Here is a 14,262-nt window from a genome sequence, read left to right as displayed (position 1 = left end):
CGACGCAAGAAATAGGAGCCAGCAGTCCTACCAAAGTCAAATGAATCAGAAATAAAATCAAACACTTCTTGGAAATACTCTTCACCGGTGGAGGAAGTCTTCCGTCCTCCGCTTCAGTCAGCACAGGGACGATGTCTGAGCCGTCCGACGACACTACATGTGAGGATCCAATGAGAATCTCAATGGCCACTATATTTCCTATAAATATGCACTCTTCAATCAATGGTTGGACAAGGTCGGCCAAGTATCCATTGGCTTGGGGTTGAATGGACTTGAGGAGGTGTCATATTGAGCCCCGTTGCAAATAAACTCTCTGTTCCCGTTTGTGTAGCAGCCGCTTTGTTGATGATAAGCGGCTGTGGTCAGGTGACCCACGAAAGCAAGACGTCCATGCAAGCAAGCACAGGCAGACTTTCTCCGTTGAAGGAAGTCAATGTTGCCCCCGTTACGATGACATATCCACAATTTCCAGCCGACGCCTACAGCCCGACGGCAGGCTTCCTGTGTCCGACGCCGGGCGTGCAGGTTCCGGGCGGCCCCAAGGCGGGATCGTACGCGTACGGGCGCATTTGGGCGACGAATCTGCACGCGTATCTGCCGCAGCCGGGCGCTGAGCGCTATCGCGAGACGTACGATGAGCAGGCGAGCGGGGACTGGATTGCCTGGCAGTACGTCACGATGGACATGTCGGACGGCCAGACGCGCGTCGATGCGTATGATGTGAAGACGAAACGGGCGTTTGAAGTGTGGCGCGCGTCGGCGGCGAACGGCGTGCTTTTGAAGATGCAACTGGTGGGCAATCAGCTTTGGTATCTCACGCAAAAGGTGCAGGGTTCGGGAAAGGCGGCGACGGTTGTGACCGCGCTGCACGATGACCACCTTGGGACGGGCGCGGATCGCGTGGTCTTGAGTCGCGCGGCGCAGGGGCAGAGCGAGGTCATCACGGACTTCGCGGTCGATGGCTCGACCGTCGCCGTGGTGGAGGAACGCGCGCAGGACGTTCTGCGCAGTGCGGTGAAAATCCCGTTCACGCTCGAACTCGACGATCTCGCCCACCACCGCGCGGTCACAGTGGCGCATGGGGAGAACGAGAACCCTACGACCCTGCAGGCGGCAAACGGCATCTACGCCTGGTCCTCGAACGCGTCGGGCGTGATGGCTTACGACTCGGCGAGCGGTCAACTTCTTCACATCTCCTCGACGCCGTCCTACGTGGCGGTGGGCGGCAACGAGGTGTGGTGGCACGCCATCAATTCAAGCGCGTACGGGGGAGAGAATGTGATGACGGGAGCGCGGCTGCGCTTTCCGTCGAGCGTGAAGCCCGTTGGCATCGTCTTCTCGAACGGCGTCGGGATCGTCAACACGATGCACAACACGTACACGTTTACGCCCAACGTGTGACGGGCAGACCTTCGGCGTCTTCGTCGCAGATCAAGACGGGCCGAGCTACTCGCCTCGACCCGTCTTCACGTCGTGCCGGCGCACGCGGATGTCCACCACGGCCCACGCCGCGGCGATGCCAACGACAAACGCGAGTCCCCACAGCCAGTCGGGTACCACGGTGACCAGCCTCCTTCGGTCTCCCGCTAGCGTGCGCGAAGGGTGGGGCCGCTATGCGCGACACACATGCGCGAACCGCGTCTAGGCGCCTCGGCCCGGCCTTCGCTTCGGCGCGCGCTGTATCACACCACCCGCACGCGGTACGCCTTCATCCATTCGTTCACTTCCCATAGGTAGTGAAACATCTGCGCCGTGCCCATGATCTGCCCGAACCACGGCCGATGCTCCATGGGTCGCTTGCTCATTTCCGCAAGTGCCCGAATCGCGTTCGCGTCGACAAAGGGCAGGATGGGCGAGGACGGATCGTCGAGCATCGCAAGCGCTTTTTCGCGCACGAGCGCCAGGTAGGCCGGGTGGGGCGTCGACGGATAAGGGCTCTTTTTTCGGTACAGGGCGTCGTGCGGCAGAAAATCCTCCATGGCGAGCCGCAGGATGCCCTTGACCTCGCCGCCCGCCGTCTTCAGCTCCCACGGGATGTTGAACACGTATTCTACCAGCCGGTGATCGCAGAACGGCACGCGCACCTCGAGCCCGGACGCCATGCTCATGCGGTCTTTGCGATCGAGAAGAGTCGGCATGAAGCGCGTGATGGACAGATAGCCAATCTCCCGCACGCGCGCGGCGCGTCCATCCTCACCAGGCAGGCGCGGCACCTCGTCGAGCGCCTCGTGGTACCGCTCCTTGACGTAGATCTCGGGGCGAATTCGATGTTTGAGCTCGTCGGACATGATGGCCATGCGCTCGTACAGCCTGAGCGACCACGGGAACGTGTCCGCGGCGAGCGCGTCCTCGCGGTGAAACCACGGATAACCGCCGAACACTTCGTCCGCCGCCTCGCCGGACAGGGCCACGGTGACGTCTTCCTTCACGCGCTTGCAGAACAGATAAAGCGACGTGTCGATGTCCGCCATGCCAGGGAGATCGCGCGCGTAGAGCGGATCGGCCAAATGGCGCTCCAAATCCGGCGTATCGAAGGCGATGGGATGGTGGATGCTGCCGATGTGTTCCGCAATCCGCTTCGCCCAGGGCCCGTCGAGGCTCTTCTGAAACGCGTTTGCCTGGAAGTACTTCTCCATGTCGACGAACTCGATGGCGTACGTGTGAAGCGGTTCGCGTCCCATGCGCCGGTAATAGCGCGCCGCGATGGCGGATACGGCGCTCGAGTCGAGGCCGCCGGACAAAAAGGTCCCAAGCGGCACATCCGACACCAGTTGCCGCTCGACGGTGTCGATGAAGAGATGGCGAACAGTTTCCACCGTCTGTTCGAGCGAATCGGTGTGTTCGCGGCTCTCCAGCTTCCAGTACCGCCGAACGGAGATGCCCTCGGGCCGCGCGATGAGCATATGGCCGGGTTTCACCTCTTCAATGCCCTTGTACACGCCGAGTCCGGGCGTGCGCGCGGGGCCCATCGCAAAGATCTCCGCCAACCCTGTCTCGTCGATCACGGCCTCGAGATTCGGGTGCGCGAGCAGCGCCTTTAGCTCGGATCCGAAGATCAGCCCGGGGCCCAGGCGCGCGAAGAACAGCGGCTTGACGCCCAGCCGATCCCGCCCGAGCACGAGCTTTTCTTCGGCCTGATCCCAGATGGCGAAGGCGAAGATGCCGTTCAGCCGTTCGACGCAGGACTCGCCCCAGGCGATGTAGGCGACGAGCAGCACTTCGGTATCCGAATAGCCGTCGAAGCCATAGCCGCGCGCGGCGAGATCGCGCCGCAGGTCCTCCGTGTTGTACAGTTCGCCGTTGTAGACGATGGTATAGCTGCGGCCGTTCACGTTGCGGGTCATGGGCTGCTTGCCGCCTTCCGGATCGACCACAATCAGCCGGCGGTGGGCGAAGAGCGCGTGCGATGCCGCAAACCAGCCGGCGGCATCTGGGCCGCGCGACACGAGCGCCTGCCCCATCTGTTTCACGATGTCGATCTCGGGCCGCAGATCGCGCGTCCAGTCGACCCAGCCAGCAATTCCGCACATGGGCAGTTCCTCCTTCGCATGACGCCAACTTGCGGGCAACCGAATCGACATACCTTATGCCGTCGGTGCGGGATAGGTGCCCAGACTGCGAGCGAGGTTCCACTCCCTTTTGCTATACTGGGTCGAGGAGGCGCTGCGCGAGGAGGAGATCGAGGTGCCCATCGTCAACATGACCGAGGTGCTGGCGAGGCAGATGCTGAAGGATCCGGAACTTCAAAGGCTGTTGCCGTGCCATTGCGACCAATGCCTCGACGACGTCCTGGCGATGGCGCTGAACCATTTGCCTCCGCGCTACGCTGCGACGGATGAGGGCCAGGTGTACGTTCAGGTGGAGTATCTGCGGCCTCAACTCCGGTCCGACGTGTTGCGGGAGTTGACGCAGGCGGCCCTTCGCGTCTCCCGGCAACCGCACCATCCGCCTCGCGGACCAGGTCAGTCGGCTTCGGATCCGGCGTCCGAGGAAGGCGAGGGCGGATCGCGAACATGATGGAGAACGCGGCCGATGAGCGGTTCATGAGGCGCGCGCTCGAACTCGCCGAGGAGGCCGCGCGCTGGGGCGAGGTGCCCGTGGGCGCGGTGGTGGTCGAGGACGGGCGCATCGTCGGAGAGGGCTTCAATCGCCGCGAGACGTGGCGAGACGGCACGGCGCACGCGGAGATGCTCGCGATTGCGGAGGCAAGCCGGCGGCTGGGCGGATGGCGCTTGACAAATTGTGTGCTGTACGTTACACTCGAGCCTTGTCCGATGTGTGCCGGAGCGATTGTCCTTTCGCGGGTGCGGCGCTTGGTGTACGGGGCGTCGGATGCGAAGGGCGGAGCGGTGGAATCCAGGGTTCGGCTTTTGGAGCCGGGGCTTTGGAACCATGCGCCGCAAATTACCTCTGGCATTTTGGCGGACGATTGTGCTAAACTATTAACGGACTTCTTCCGGAAGCGCCGCGCCAAAGGCGGTGCCAAGGGAGAGGTGTCGTGAGACCCTCGCGGAGAGATGTCTGAGTGGTCGAAAGAGCCCGCCTCGAAAGCGGGTAGGTCCGCAAGGGCCTCGTGGGTTCGAATCCCACTCTCTCCGCCAGAAGATCGGTGTCCGGCGTGCCGGACACCGATTGTGCCAAATGGGCTCTAAACGCGGCTTTGGACCAAATCCTGATTGGGTCCCGCGCGGCGAAAACTCCCGAACCGTGTCAGGTCCTGACGGAAGCAGCACTAAGGGAGACCTTTCGGGCGACGCGGGGGTGCCTGATCGGGGTTTGGTTCAAGGCCGCGTTTTGTTGGGAGCGGAGTGGGCGGCTTCGCCGCCGGTGTCGAACGTCGTCGAATTCCGGGATCTTTCGTCGATGGGGCAGGATTTGCACAAGGAGCTGCGAATACACCCAAGACAACGACTGCGACACAGAGTGGGTGGTGCTTGTGCGCGGCGCACGCAAGTCGAGTGCGGTTCGCGAATCGCTCCCTGAGCAAATGAACCTGATTCACGCGGGCGTGGTGTTTCTCTCAAAAGATCTGCTCCTTCGCATGGAAAACCGGCTCGCCAAGGATTTGTTCGCCTGGACGGAAGAACGATGCATCGCGCCTCTTTACGAGGTCTTGCCGATAGATTCCGAGGAATACCAATTGCTATGCCGGATCGTGGCCGAGGATTGTGAGTATCGGGACGCGGTCGTCAAGTGGGAGGCGGGCGGCACGGTTCGCCACGTCCTCATGGACTCGTTCGTCGCGCGTCAAGCGGAGACGGGCGAAGCGGGCGTGTACATCGTGATGCGGGACATGGGCAACTTCGCGATGCTCAACCAACACACGGAGAAAATTGAGCGCATTGCCACCATCGGGCGCTTGGCTGCCGGCGTGGCGCACGAAATTCGCAACCCGTTGACGACCGTCAAGGGATTCCTCCAGTTGCTCGAGCAGCGCCTCGAGCGCTTGGACATGCCGGACGAGATCGCGTACATCCGCGTGATGATGCAGGAAATTGAGCGGGTCAACGCACTCGTGACGGAACTTTTGCTGCTGTCGAAGCCGCAGGATATGACGTGGACCATGGTGTCTGTATCTGAGGTGCTCGGCCATTTGCGCGCTTGGCTCGACGAGGAGGCTCACAAGCGGGGCGTCGAGACGGTGTACGAGGTTCCGGCGGAGCTCGAACTGCAGGCGGATCGCGGCATGATGGAACAACTGTTCGCCCATCTCGCGAGAAACGCCATTGAGGCGATGGAGAAAGGCGGACGGCTCACGATTCGCGCTCGCGCGGAAGAAGGGCGCGTGGAGATCGACTTCTCCGACACGGGGCCTGGCATCCCGTATTATTTGTTCGACCGCATTTTCGACGTGTTCTATACCACCAAGGAAAAGGGCACCGGCCTCGGGCTCGCCATCTGTCAGCGCATTGTGGCCGATCACGGCGGCCAAATTCGCGTGAGTTCGAAAGGGTTCGGCACGACGTTCACGGTGTCGCTGCCGAAGACGAGATCGTCGTCGCCGCAGGTGATTCACGAGCGTCGGTCGTCGTGATTTAGAAGTTGCTCACGGTCCAAAACAGGGCGGCGCCCCACGCATTGCGGGAGAACTTGGTGATGGACTGGGTGATGATCAACAAGACGCCAATTGCCAGATCGGGCCACGCGCGGGCCCAGGGCACGTGGTAGGCCAACACCTGGACGGCCGAATGAAGTGCGCCGAACCAAGCACCGCCAAGTACAAGTCCAGGCCACGATGGGTGCGGGCGGCGACAAGGAGCAGCAGGTAGACGAGGCTGTAGATGATGCCTAGCGCGAAGGATCGGCGTGCGCCTGCACTCGTCAGCAGGAGGTCCCGCCATCGCACGGGGCCCCACCAAGTGGCGGCGAGCGGCGCGGCTGTCGCGGGGACAAGGTTCGAAAGCAGCGCGCCCAAGATAGGCGCGAGGAGGACGAAGACAGGCGCCACAAAATCGCCTCCCTGCAAGTGTCCAGCGGGATGTTGATTGGATCAACGGGAAGATTCGATGATGGCGGACAATCTCCTCTCGGACCGCACCTGCCTCCGTTCTGGGCGGGCGTTCCACGTCTGCCTCGCCGTGAAACGGGCCCCCTCCCTGTGGTAGAGTATCGGTGGAAGGAGGCCCAGCATGGCGTACCAGGCACTCTACCGCGCATACCGCCCGCAGACGTTCGAGGACTTGGTCGGACAGCCGCACGTGCGTCAGACGCTGACCAACGCGCTGAAGAGCGGGCAGTTGGCGCATGCATACCTCTTTTGCGGGCCGCGCGGTACGGGAAAGACGAGCACGGCGAAGCTGTTGGCCAAGGCGGTCAACTGCCTCGATCCGATAGACGGCGTCGAGCCCTGTAACGCCTGCGAGGCCTGCACGAGCATCCAGCGCGGATCGAACGTGGATGTTCAGGAGATCGACGCGGCGTCCAACCGCGGCGTCGACGAGATCCGTGATCTGCGCGATCACGTCCACTACCTCCCCACGATGGCCAAGAAAAAGGTCTACATTGTGGACGAGGTCCACATGCTGACTCAGGAGGCGTTCAACGCGCTCCTCAAGACATTGGAGGAGCCGCCGGCTCATGTCTTGTTCGTGCTTGCCACCACCGAGCCCCACCGCCTCCCTGCCACCATCATCTCGCGCTGTCAGCGCTTCGACTTTCGCCGTATCGCGCCGGAGGCCATCGTGGACAGGCTCCGGCTCGTGGCGCAGCGTCAAGGAATCGAAGCCGCGGACTCCGCGCTCTGGCGCCTGGCCGAAGCCGCCGACGGCGGGTTGCGCGACGCGCTCGCGCTCTTCGAGCAGGCGGCCGCTTTCGGGAACGGGCGGATCGACGACGCCACCGTCGCGGATGTCGTCGGCAGTGTCGACATCGGATCGCTGGTCGCGCTCGTCGGCGATCTCGCCGGACGTTCGTTTCTTACGGTCATGGAACGGCTCGGGCAGTGGTACGCATCCGGCAAGGACGCGAGCCGCATCGTGCACGACTTGTTGCAAGTGGTGCGCGATTTGTTTATCGTCAAGCTGTCGCGCAAACCGGACGCGCTGAGTGGCAAGCCGCTCAATCCGTATCTTCCGGTCGCATCTCGGGACGACGTCACCGTTGATTGGCTGCTCGCCGCGATGCGGCGGCTGGGCGAGCTGTACACGCAGCTGCGGTACGTCGAGGAACCCCGGCTCGCGCTGGAAGCGGTGCTGATGGGACTTGCGGCCGAAAGAAGAACGCTTGAACCGGCTCAGCCTGTCCCCGAGGGTGACGCCCACCGCGGCGAAGGAGGCCGCCCCGCGCCGCTGGCGCGGACCGCTGTGGAAGCCGTGGAAGCGCCTGTTGTGGAGACCCCTGTGTCGGCCGATGCCGCCCGATCGGCTTCTGACGCGCCTAAGCCCAGTGCCCGCGCCGCGCCGGCCCGCACCTCCGCGCACCGAAAGCGGGAGACCCTCGCGCGGCTGTATCGCGATCGCGACGAGGCGCTCGAGCGCAAGCTTCGCGACGGCTGGCAGGACGTGCTCGCGTCGGTCAAATCGCAACGCGTGCAGACGCACGCGTGGCTTTTGCACGGCGAGGTGGCGCTCGTCACGCCGCATGCCGTGGTGCTTTCGTTCAAGAGCCGCATTCACCGCGAGGCCGTCATGAAACAGGCGGATCGCGCGGCCATTGAGGCTGCTTTGGCCGGGGTGCTTGGCCGGCAGGTGCAGTTGTTTGCCATCTTGCAGGCCGACTGGGAGGAGTTTGCCGCCTCGTTGGCTCCGGCCCTCGCGGAGGAGGCCGGATCGCGCGAGGAAGATGAAGCTCAAGCGCCGGATGTGGTGCAGTTGGCCATCGATTTGTTCGGATCCGACAAAGTGACGGTGGAAGACGAGGGAGACGACCGATGAAAAATATGAACCAGTTGATGCGTCAGGCGAAGAAGATGCAGGAGGAAATCCTGAAGGCGCAGGCGTCGCTCGGAGAGCAGGTGGTGGAAGGCACGGCGGGTGGCGGCGCTGTCAAGGTGCGGATGAACGGACACAAGGACGTGGTCGCGGTCGAGATCGACAAAAGCGTCGTGTCGCCGGATGATGTGGACATGCTGCAGGATTTGATCCTGGTGGCGATTCAGGACGCCGCTGAAAAGGCGAACCATCTCGCGGAAGAGGTCATGGGCAAGTACACCCGCGGCCTCAACCTGCCGGGGATGTTCTGACGATGTACGGCTATCCGGAGCCGGTGGCGCGGGCCATCGAACACTTTATGAAGCTGCCTGGCGTGGGACCGAAGACGGCCGCGCGCCTGGCGTTTCACGTCCTGGAGATGACCGAGGAAGACGTTCGGGCCTTTGCCAAGGCGCTGATCGATCTCAAGACCGGGCTGACGGAATGCGCCGTCTGCTGCAACATCACCGAGGCGTCTCCCTGCGCCATCTGCCGCGATCCTCGCCGGGATCGCCGCGTCATCTGCGTCGTGCAGGAGCCGAGGGACGTGATCGCGATGGAGCGTACGCGGGAGTATCAAGGGTTGTACCACGTGCTTCACGGCGCCATCTCCCCGATGGAAGGCGTGGGGCCGCAGGACATCCGCATTCGGGAATTGGTGACGCGCGTGGGGGAGAACGAGATCGACGAGGTGATTCTCGCGACGAACCCCAACGTCGAGGGCGAGGCGACGGCGATGTACATCTCGCGACTGCTGAAGCCGTTTCAGATCAAGCTGACGCGCATCGCGCACGGGCTGCCGGTGGGTGGGGATCTCGAGTACGCAGACGAGGTCACGCTCGCCAAAGCGCTCGAGGGCAGGCGGGCGCTGTAAAGGGCTGCGCAACCGGGCCCGCTCGGTGCGGTTCTGATCAAGTGCAGGAGGTACGGGAGTGTTTCGAGAGTTTTTCAAGGATTTTCGAGCGTTCATTCGCCGCGGCAACGTGATGGACCTGGCTGTCGCGGTCATCATCGGCGGAGCGTTTGGGCAGATGATCACGGCGCTCGTCAACGACGTGATCATGCCGCCGATCGGTTTGCTGCTCGGCAAAGTCGACTTCAGCAACCTGTATATCAACTTGTCTGGCAAGCATTATGCCTCGCTGGCCGCGGCCAAGGCCGCAGGTGCCCCCATCATCCAGTACGGCTCGTTCCTCAATACGGTCGTGAATTTTCTCATCATTTCGCTTGTGATTTTTATCGCCATTCGGCAACTCAGCCGTTTCAAGAAGGCAGAGCCCGCAAAGGCACCCACCACGAAAACCTGTCGCTTTTGCCGATCCGAGATTCCGCTTGAGGCCGTGCGCTGCGCGTATTGCACGTCGTTCGTGGAAGGCGAACTTGGGACTTAAGGTCGTCGCAAAGCTATGGGAGCCTGGAAGCCGGGCTCCCTTCGTAGAATCGTAGATATGTAGCGGGTATGATTTCAGAATGAATTGATTTCGTTGATATGTTGCGCTTATAATGAAGTTCACAATAGACAATTGGTCGACGGTCGACAGTCGACGGGATGGAGAGGCGATTCGTGGCGGCCATTCAACGGAGCGAGCCGTTGGTTAAGCAGGTGTACAGGTACTTATATCACGCCATCTTGTCGGGTGAATTTCATCCCAACGATAAGGTAGTGGAAACGCACATTGCAGAGAAACTCCACGTCAGCCGAAGCCCTGTTCGTGAGGCGATAAGACTTCTCATTCAAAGAGAATTGCTCGTAGAGGATGTAGACGGAGTTCGAGTATTTCAGCCCACGTATCGTGACTTTGCGGAATTGTACGAGATGAGGCTTGCGCTTGAACCGACTGCAGCTGCGCGTGCTGCTGAAAAGGTCGATCCGCGTTCGATTGCTGTGCTGCATGAGAATGTTGTCAATACAGAACAGGCACTCGTGGCGGAAGATTGGGACGCCATTGTAGTGCTCAACAAAGAATTCCACGAGCAGATATGGCAGATGTCTGGAAATCGAAGAATTATAAGAGCGATGCAAGAAATCACCGATTTAATCCAATTCTATTGGAGGGCAGTTCTTTTTGTTCCTAATCTAGACATTCAGATCGTAAGTGACCATCAGGAGATTGTGCAGTGCATTGAAAGGGGGGATAGCGCCGGTGCGCATTCAGCGATGAAGCACCACGTTGCCAAAGATCTTCGGGTCATATCGGCTCGCTTCAAGGATGCAGACGACACATTTCTAGACACGTTAGCGTCCGATAAGAAAGCCTAAGGGGGTTCATTCGACATGGCACGCAATCGATGGTTCGGTGCATTGACCGCAATCTCGTTAATAGGGGTTGTGGCTGGGTGTGGCGACGTACATGCTTCGCCAGGCTCAATGAAACAACCTACTCCTGCCGCAGCCGATACTCGCGTGACGACTCTTACAGTGGGTCTACAAGCGGATCCGGCCACACTCGACCCAGCGCTCTCGAGTGCGCTTGTCGACCGGCAGGTGATGGCCAATATCTACGACACGCTCTTCGCGCTCACGCCGAGTGGGAAAATCGTTCCCAACCTCGTTCAATCGTACTCGATATCAAAGGATGGACTTGTTTACACGTTCCAGCTGCGCAGGGGCATCAAGTTTCAAGATGGCACACCGTTCAACGCAGAAGCTGTTAAGTTCAACCTGACACGTGATATGGCCCCAACATCGGCGAGGAAGAGCGAGCTTTCGTCTATCGAGAGTATCGAGACCCCGGGGCCGTACACGGTTGTCATTCGGTTATCCCACCCCTACAGTCCGCTTCTCGCTGTTCTTACGGATCGCGCCGGCATGATGGTTTCCCCGACAGCGGTCAAAAAGGAAGGCGCCAATTATCCCGAGCATCCAGTCGGAACGGGACCATTCGCGTTTTCTAGCCGTGTAAAAGGCGATCATATTACACTTGTTGCCAACCCGCACTATTGGAAAGGTAAGCCGAAACTGAATGAGGTAACATTCAAGATTTTTACAGACCCAAACGTGGAAATTACCAACCTGGAGAACGGAAGCATTCAGTTGGCTGATCAGGTTCCTGCTCAACAACTTTCATTATTAGAAAAAGATAAAAATTTTGTTGTGTCGAATCAACCCGGCCTCGGGTATCAAGGGATTTATTTGAATGTGACTCAACCTCCCTTTAATAACAAATACCTGAGACTGGCCGTGGACGCTGCGATCAATCGTTCATTGTTGGTGAACGTCGCGCTGAAGGGCGAAGCGACTCCTGCGTGGGGGCCCTTCAGTCCTGAATCACCCGTCTTTAATCGTTCCTTGGATCTACCTCCTGCGCCCAACTCACAACTTGTAGTGAAATACTTGAGGGAAGCCGGAGATCCAAACGGATTCACCTTTACACTCCAAACTGCTAACAATCCTGTTTCAACTGAAATTGCTCAGATCGTGCAGAGCATGCTCCAACCGTATCACATTCAAATGAACATTCAGCAACTTGAATTTGGTACGCTGCTTGCAAACAACACCAATCACGATTTTCAGGCGTCAGCTCTAGGATGGTCAGGGCGCATCGACCCAGACAATAACGCGTATCAGTTCTGGCATACGGGCGGAGCGCAAAATGGATCAAACTTTAGCGATCCGACAGCAGATAAGTTGCTCGACGAAGCTCGCCAGACGTTGTCGATGCCGCAGAGAAAAGCTTATTACGATGCGTTTGTTCAAGAACTGCACCGTCAAGATCCGTATATCTTCCTGTACTTTCCTAATAACACCTACGCTTATGCAAGGCAACTGCACGGGTTTCAGTCGTATCCAGACGGAGTCTTCCGCCTTTACTCCATGTGGCTTTCGTAAGCCGTCATTATCGTAAAGGGCCTCTGTGCTTCGGTACAGAGGCCCAGTTAGAAGGTGAGTCGTGTGCGCTATGTGGTCGAACGACTGATCACAACGATACCAGTCCTGTTTTTTCTCAGCATCATGGTTTTTAGCTTCATCCATCTCATCCCGGGCAACCCAGCAGAGATTCTGCTGGGCCAAGATGCCACTCCACAAGCAATCCGTGCATTGGATGCGCAGATGGGCCTCGACAAACCTATATTCATCCAGTACGTCACATGGCTGTTAAACGTTTTGCGAGGGAACCTTGGAACTTCATTAGTCGACCACGAATCCGTATCACAACTTATTTTGCAGCGGCTTCCCGTTACCGTGGAACTCGCGCTTGGCACCATGATTGTCGCGATTCTCATCGCGTTTCCCCTCGGGATTGTGGCTGCTGTCAAGAAAGGGCGCATGGCAGATTTCGTCGCAATGTTCGCAGCGACAGTGGGCATCTCGGTGCCGCCTTTCTGGCTGGGTATTCTGTTCTTGTTGTTGTTCACCGTAAAATTCCATATCGTATCGAACTCACTCTACGTTCCAATCTGGCAAGATCCATTGAGAAATTTGGAGTGCATGTTACTTCCCTGTCTTGCAACAGGTGTAAGAGAGGCGGCGGTTCTCTTGCGCATGTTGCGCTCAAGCCTAGTAGACGCGCTTGGAGAAGATTTTGTGCGAACAGCCTGGGCCAAAGGTCTCAAGGGTGCAGGTGTCACCTTAAGGCACGCGCTGCCGAACGCGCTTGTACCAGTCCTCACGGCCGGTGGACTTCAGATAGCCGGGTTGTTGGGCGGACTTGTGATCACGGAACAGGTGTTCTCTTTGCCGGGATTTGGTCAACTTCTCGTTCAGAGCGTCTTTAGCCGGGACTACACAACCGTGCAGGGAACGGCGTTAGTTGCTGCACTGATTGTAATTCTTGTAAATCTCCTCATTGACATGACGTATAGCTGGATTGACCCGCGCATCCGCACAGACGGGGGGATGGACGGATGAGTCTTGCGCCGGATCCCAACTTCCTTCCCATGGAACAGTCGTCCACGATGGGACGCTTTCGGTTCTCAAGGTGGGCTCGTACTGCCAATCCGTCGCTCTTAGCTGGTTCCATCTTGGTTTTCTTGATTCTGGTGGTCGCAGTATTCGCTCCTTACATTGCGCCATATGGACCTAATCAAGTCGACTACAACGCGGTGCTGCAGGGGCCATCGGCACATCATTGGTTTGGTACAGATCAACTGGGACGAGATCAATTGTCCAGGATTTTGTTTGGCACACGGACATCTATGGAAGTAAGTCTCGGAGCGCTCGTTGTTGGAGTGGGAATAGGAGTTCCTGTCGGCCTGATTGCGGGGTATTATCGGGGAATCCTTGACACGTGGTTGATCATGCGGATTATCGACGCGATTCAGGCTTTTCCCTTTCTCATTCTTGCTCTTGTGCTCGCTGCCATGCTCGGCCCAGGTTCTCGGAATGCCATGATCGCAATCGGAATTGGCCTCATACCTACTTTCGCCCGGACGGCACGAGCGCAAATGCTTCAAGAGCTGGTCAAGGACTACATTGATGCCGCTAAGGTTGTTGGATGTACGCATGTGCGGATTATTTTTCGCCACATTCTCCCAAATGCTTTAACCCCGATCATTGTGCAGGCCACGCTCGCTATGGCATCGAGCATTGTGGCCGAGGCGAGCTTGGAATATTTGGGCCTTGGAGTACAACCTCCTACCGCGAGCTGGGGCTCGATGTTGCAGTCAGCCCAAGGTTATCTCCAATTGGCGCCGTGGCTCGTACTGTTTCCTGGCCTTGCGCTTGTTTTCAGCGTCGTGTCCTTCAATCTCCTCGGAGATGGCGTCCAGCGGTGGCTCAATCGAAAGATCTCCTGATCCATCCACTTTTCATGGCGAGCCTTTTGCAGAATCAAGAGCCCTTGTGCGGCAAGGGTTTTTCGAGCACAAAGAAGGACTTCACCCCAACTTGAGAGAAAGAAAATGGTATCCACCA

The 14,262-nt window shown here is 59.0% G+C and carries 14 protein-coding genes and 1 tRNA gene; 13 read left to right on the top strand and 2 right to left on the bottom strand.

The window, feature by feature from the left end:
- Positions 1 to 450 precede the first annotated feature (450 nt).
- Complete coding sequence (locus tag J3481_RS08555; protein WP_206831667.1) at positions 451 to 1,401, top strand: hypothetical protein; 951 nt, start codon at positions 451 to 453, stop codon at positions 1,399 to 1,401.
- Between the two features lie 281 nt (positions 1,402 to 1,682).
- Here the strand turns inward: J3481_RS08555 and asnB are convergent, their stop codons facing one another.
- Positions 1,683 to 3,530 carry an asparagine synthase (glutamine-hydrolyzing) gene (gene asnB, locus J3481_RS08550; RefSeq protein ID WP_206831668.1) on the bottom strand — a complete coding sequence of 616 codons (1,848 nt, stop codon included), beginning with the start codon at positions 3,528 to 3,530 and terminating at the stop codon, positions 1,683 to 1,685.
- 109 nt (positions 3,531 to 3,639) lie between these two features.
- On the opposite strand from asnB, the gene J3481_RS08545 reads away from it, so the two are divergent.
- The 4 genes from J3481_RS08545 (at position 3,640) to J3481_RS08530 (ending at position 6,034) form a co-directional block, all read left to right on the top strand.
- The gene (locus J3481_RS08545) at positions 3,640 to 4,017 is read left to right on the top strand and encodes a late competence development ComFB family protein (protein WP_236011438.1); all 378 of its coding nucleotides are present in this window, start codon (positions 3,640 to 3,642) and stop codon (positions 4,015 to 4,017) included.
- Positions 4,014 to 4,502, top strand: a complete 489-nt coding sequence (tadA, locus tag J3481_RS08540; RefSeq protein WP_206831669.1) for a tRNA adenosine(34) deaminase TadA — start codon at positions 4,014 to 4,016, stop codon at positions 4,500 to 4,502. Before J3481_RS08545 ends, tadA begins: the two co-directional genes overlap by 4 nt.
- Positions 4,503 to 4,511: 9 nt before the next feature.
- Positions 4,512 to 4,601, top strand: a tRNA-Ser gene (locus J3481_RS08535).
- A 335-nt stretch (positions 4,602 to 4,936) separates the two neighbouring features.
- The gene (locus tag J3481_RS08530; RefSeq protein WP_328702082.1) at positions 4,937 to 6,034 is read left to right on the top strand and encodes a two-component system sensor histidine kinase NtrB; all 1,098 of its coding nucleotides are present in this window, start codon (positions 4,937 to 4,939) and stop codon (positions 6,032 to 6,034) included.
- 78 nt (positions 6,035 to 6,112) lie between these two features.
- Here J3481_RS08530 and J3481_RS08525 read toward each other — a convergent pair whose 3' ends face one another.
- Positions 6,113 to 6,448 carry a hypothetical protein gene (locus J3481_RS08525; RefSeq protein WP_236011437.1) on the bottom strand — a complete coding sequence of 112 codons (336 nt, stop codon included), beginning with the start codon at positions 6,446 to 6,448 and terminating at the stop codon, positions 6,113 to 6,115.
- A 181-nt stretch (positions 6,449 to 6,629) separates the two neighbouring features.
- On the opposite strand from J3481_RS08525, the gene dnaX reads away from it, so the two are divergent.
- The 8 genes from dnaX (at position 6,630) to J3481_RS08485 (ending at position 14,144) form a co-directional block, all read left to right on the top strand.
- Positions 6,630 to 8,372, top strand: coding sequence for a DNA polymerase III subunit gamma/tau (gene dnaX, locus J3481_RS08520; RefSeq protein ID WP_206831670.1), 1,743 nt, complete (start codon positions 6,630 to 6,632; stop codon positions 8,370 to 8,372).
- Positions 8,369 to 8,680: a YbaB/EbfC family nucleoid-associated protein gene (locus J3481_RS08515; protein ID WP_206831671.1), complete on the top strand. Its 312-nt coding sequence runs from the start codon at positions 8,369 to 8,371 to the stop codon at positions 8,678 to 8,680. Before dnaX ends, J3481_RS08515 begins: the two co-directional genes overlap by 4 nt.
- A gap of 2 nt (positions 8,681 to 8,682) precedes the next feature.
- Positions 8,683 to 9,282 carry a recombination mediator RecR gene (gene recR / locus J3481_RS08510; RefSeq protein WP_206831672.1) on the top strand — a complete coding sequence of 200 codons (600 nt, stop codon included), beginning with the start codon at positions 8,683 to 8,685 and terminating at the stop codon, positions 9,280 to 9,282.
- 58 nt (positions 9,283 to 9,340) lie between these two features.
- Positions 9,341 to 9,799: a large conductance mechanosensitive channel protein MscL gene (gene mscL / locus J3481_RS08505; protein WP_206831673.1), complete on the top strand. Its 459-nt coding sequence runs from the start codon at positions 9,341 to 9,343 to the stop codon at positions 9,797 to 9,799.
- A 173-nt stretch (positions 9,800 to 9,972) separates the two neighbouring features.
- Positions 9,973 to 10,668, top strand: a complete 696-nt coding sequence (locus J3481_RS08500; protein WP_206831674.1) for a GntR family transcriptional regulator — start codon at positions 9,973 to 9,975, stop codon at positions 10,666 to 10,668.
- 15 nt (positions 10,669 to 10,683) lie between these two features.
- A complete protein-coding gene (locus J3481_RS08495) occupies positions 10,684 to 12,237 on the top strand; it encodes an ABC transporter substrate-binding protein (RefSeq protein WP_206831675.1) in 1,554 nt (517 codons plus the stop codon).
- A 63-nt stretch (positions 12,238 to 12,300) separates the two neighbouring features.
- Positions 12,301 to 13,257 carry an ABC transporter permease gene (locus J3481_RS08490; RefSeq protein WP_206831676.1) on the top strand — a complete coding sequence of 319 codons (957 nt, stop codon included), beginning with the start codon at positions 12,301 to 12,303 and terminating at the stop codon, positions 13,255 to 13,257.
- Entirely contained in the window at positions 13,254 to 14,144 is an 891-nt protein-coding gene (locus J3481_RS08485) for an ABC transporter permease (RefSeq protein ID WP_206831677.1), read from the top strand. Before J3481_RS08490 ends, J3481_RS08485 begins: the two co-directional genes overlap by 4 nt.
- The last annotated feature ends 118 nt before the right edge of the window (positions 14,145 to 14,262 follow it).

It is taken from the genome of Alicyclobacillus fructus (genome assembly GCF_017329605.1).
Lineage (GTDB): Bacteria > Bacillota > Bacilli > Alicyclobacillales > Alicyclobacillaceae > Alicyclobacillus > Alicyclobacillus fructus.
This window is presented reverse-complemented; position numbering and strand designations above follow the sequence as displayed.

Coding starts and splice junctions, on each gene's coding strand:
- J3481_RS08555 (WP_206831667.1), top strand. CDS start 451: ATGACATATCCACAATTTCCAGCCGACGCCTACAGCCCGACGGCAGGC.
- asnB (WP_206831668.1), bottom strand. CDS start 3,530: ATGTGCGGAATTGCTGGCTGGGTCGACTGGACGCGCGATCTGCGGCCC.
- tadA (WP_206831669.1), top strand. CDS start 4,014: ATGATGGAGAACGCGGCCGATGAGCGGTTCATGAGGCGCGCGCTCGAA.
- dnaX (WP_206831670.1), top strand. CDS start 6,630: ATGGCGTACCAGGCACTCTACCGCGCATACCGCCCGCAGACGTTCGAG.
- J3481_RS08515 (WP_206831671.1), top strand. CDS start 8,369: ATGAAAAATATGAACCAGTTGATGCGTCAGGCGAAGAAGATGCAGGAG.
- recR (WP_206831672.1), top strand. CDS start 8,683: ATGTACGGCTATCCGGAGCCGGTGGCGCGGGCCATCGAACACTTTATG.
- J3481_RS08495 (WP_206831675.1), top strand. CDS start 10,684: ATGGCACGCAATCGATGGTTCGGTGCATTGACCGCAATCTCGTTAATA.
- J3481_RS08485 (WP_206831677.1), top strand. CDS start 13,254: ATGAGTCTTGCGCCGGATCCCAACTTCCTTCCCATGGAACAGTCGTCC.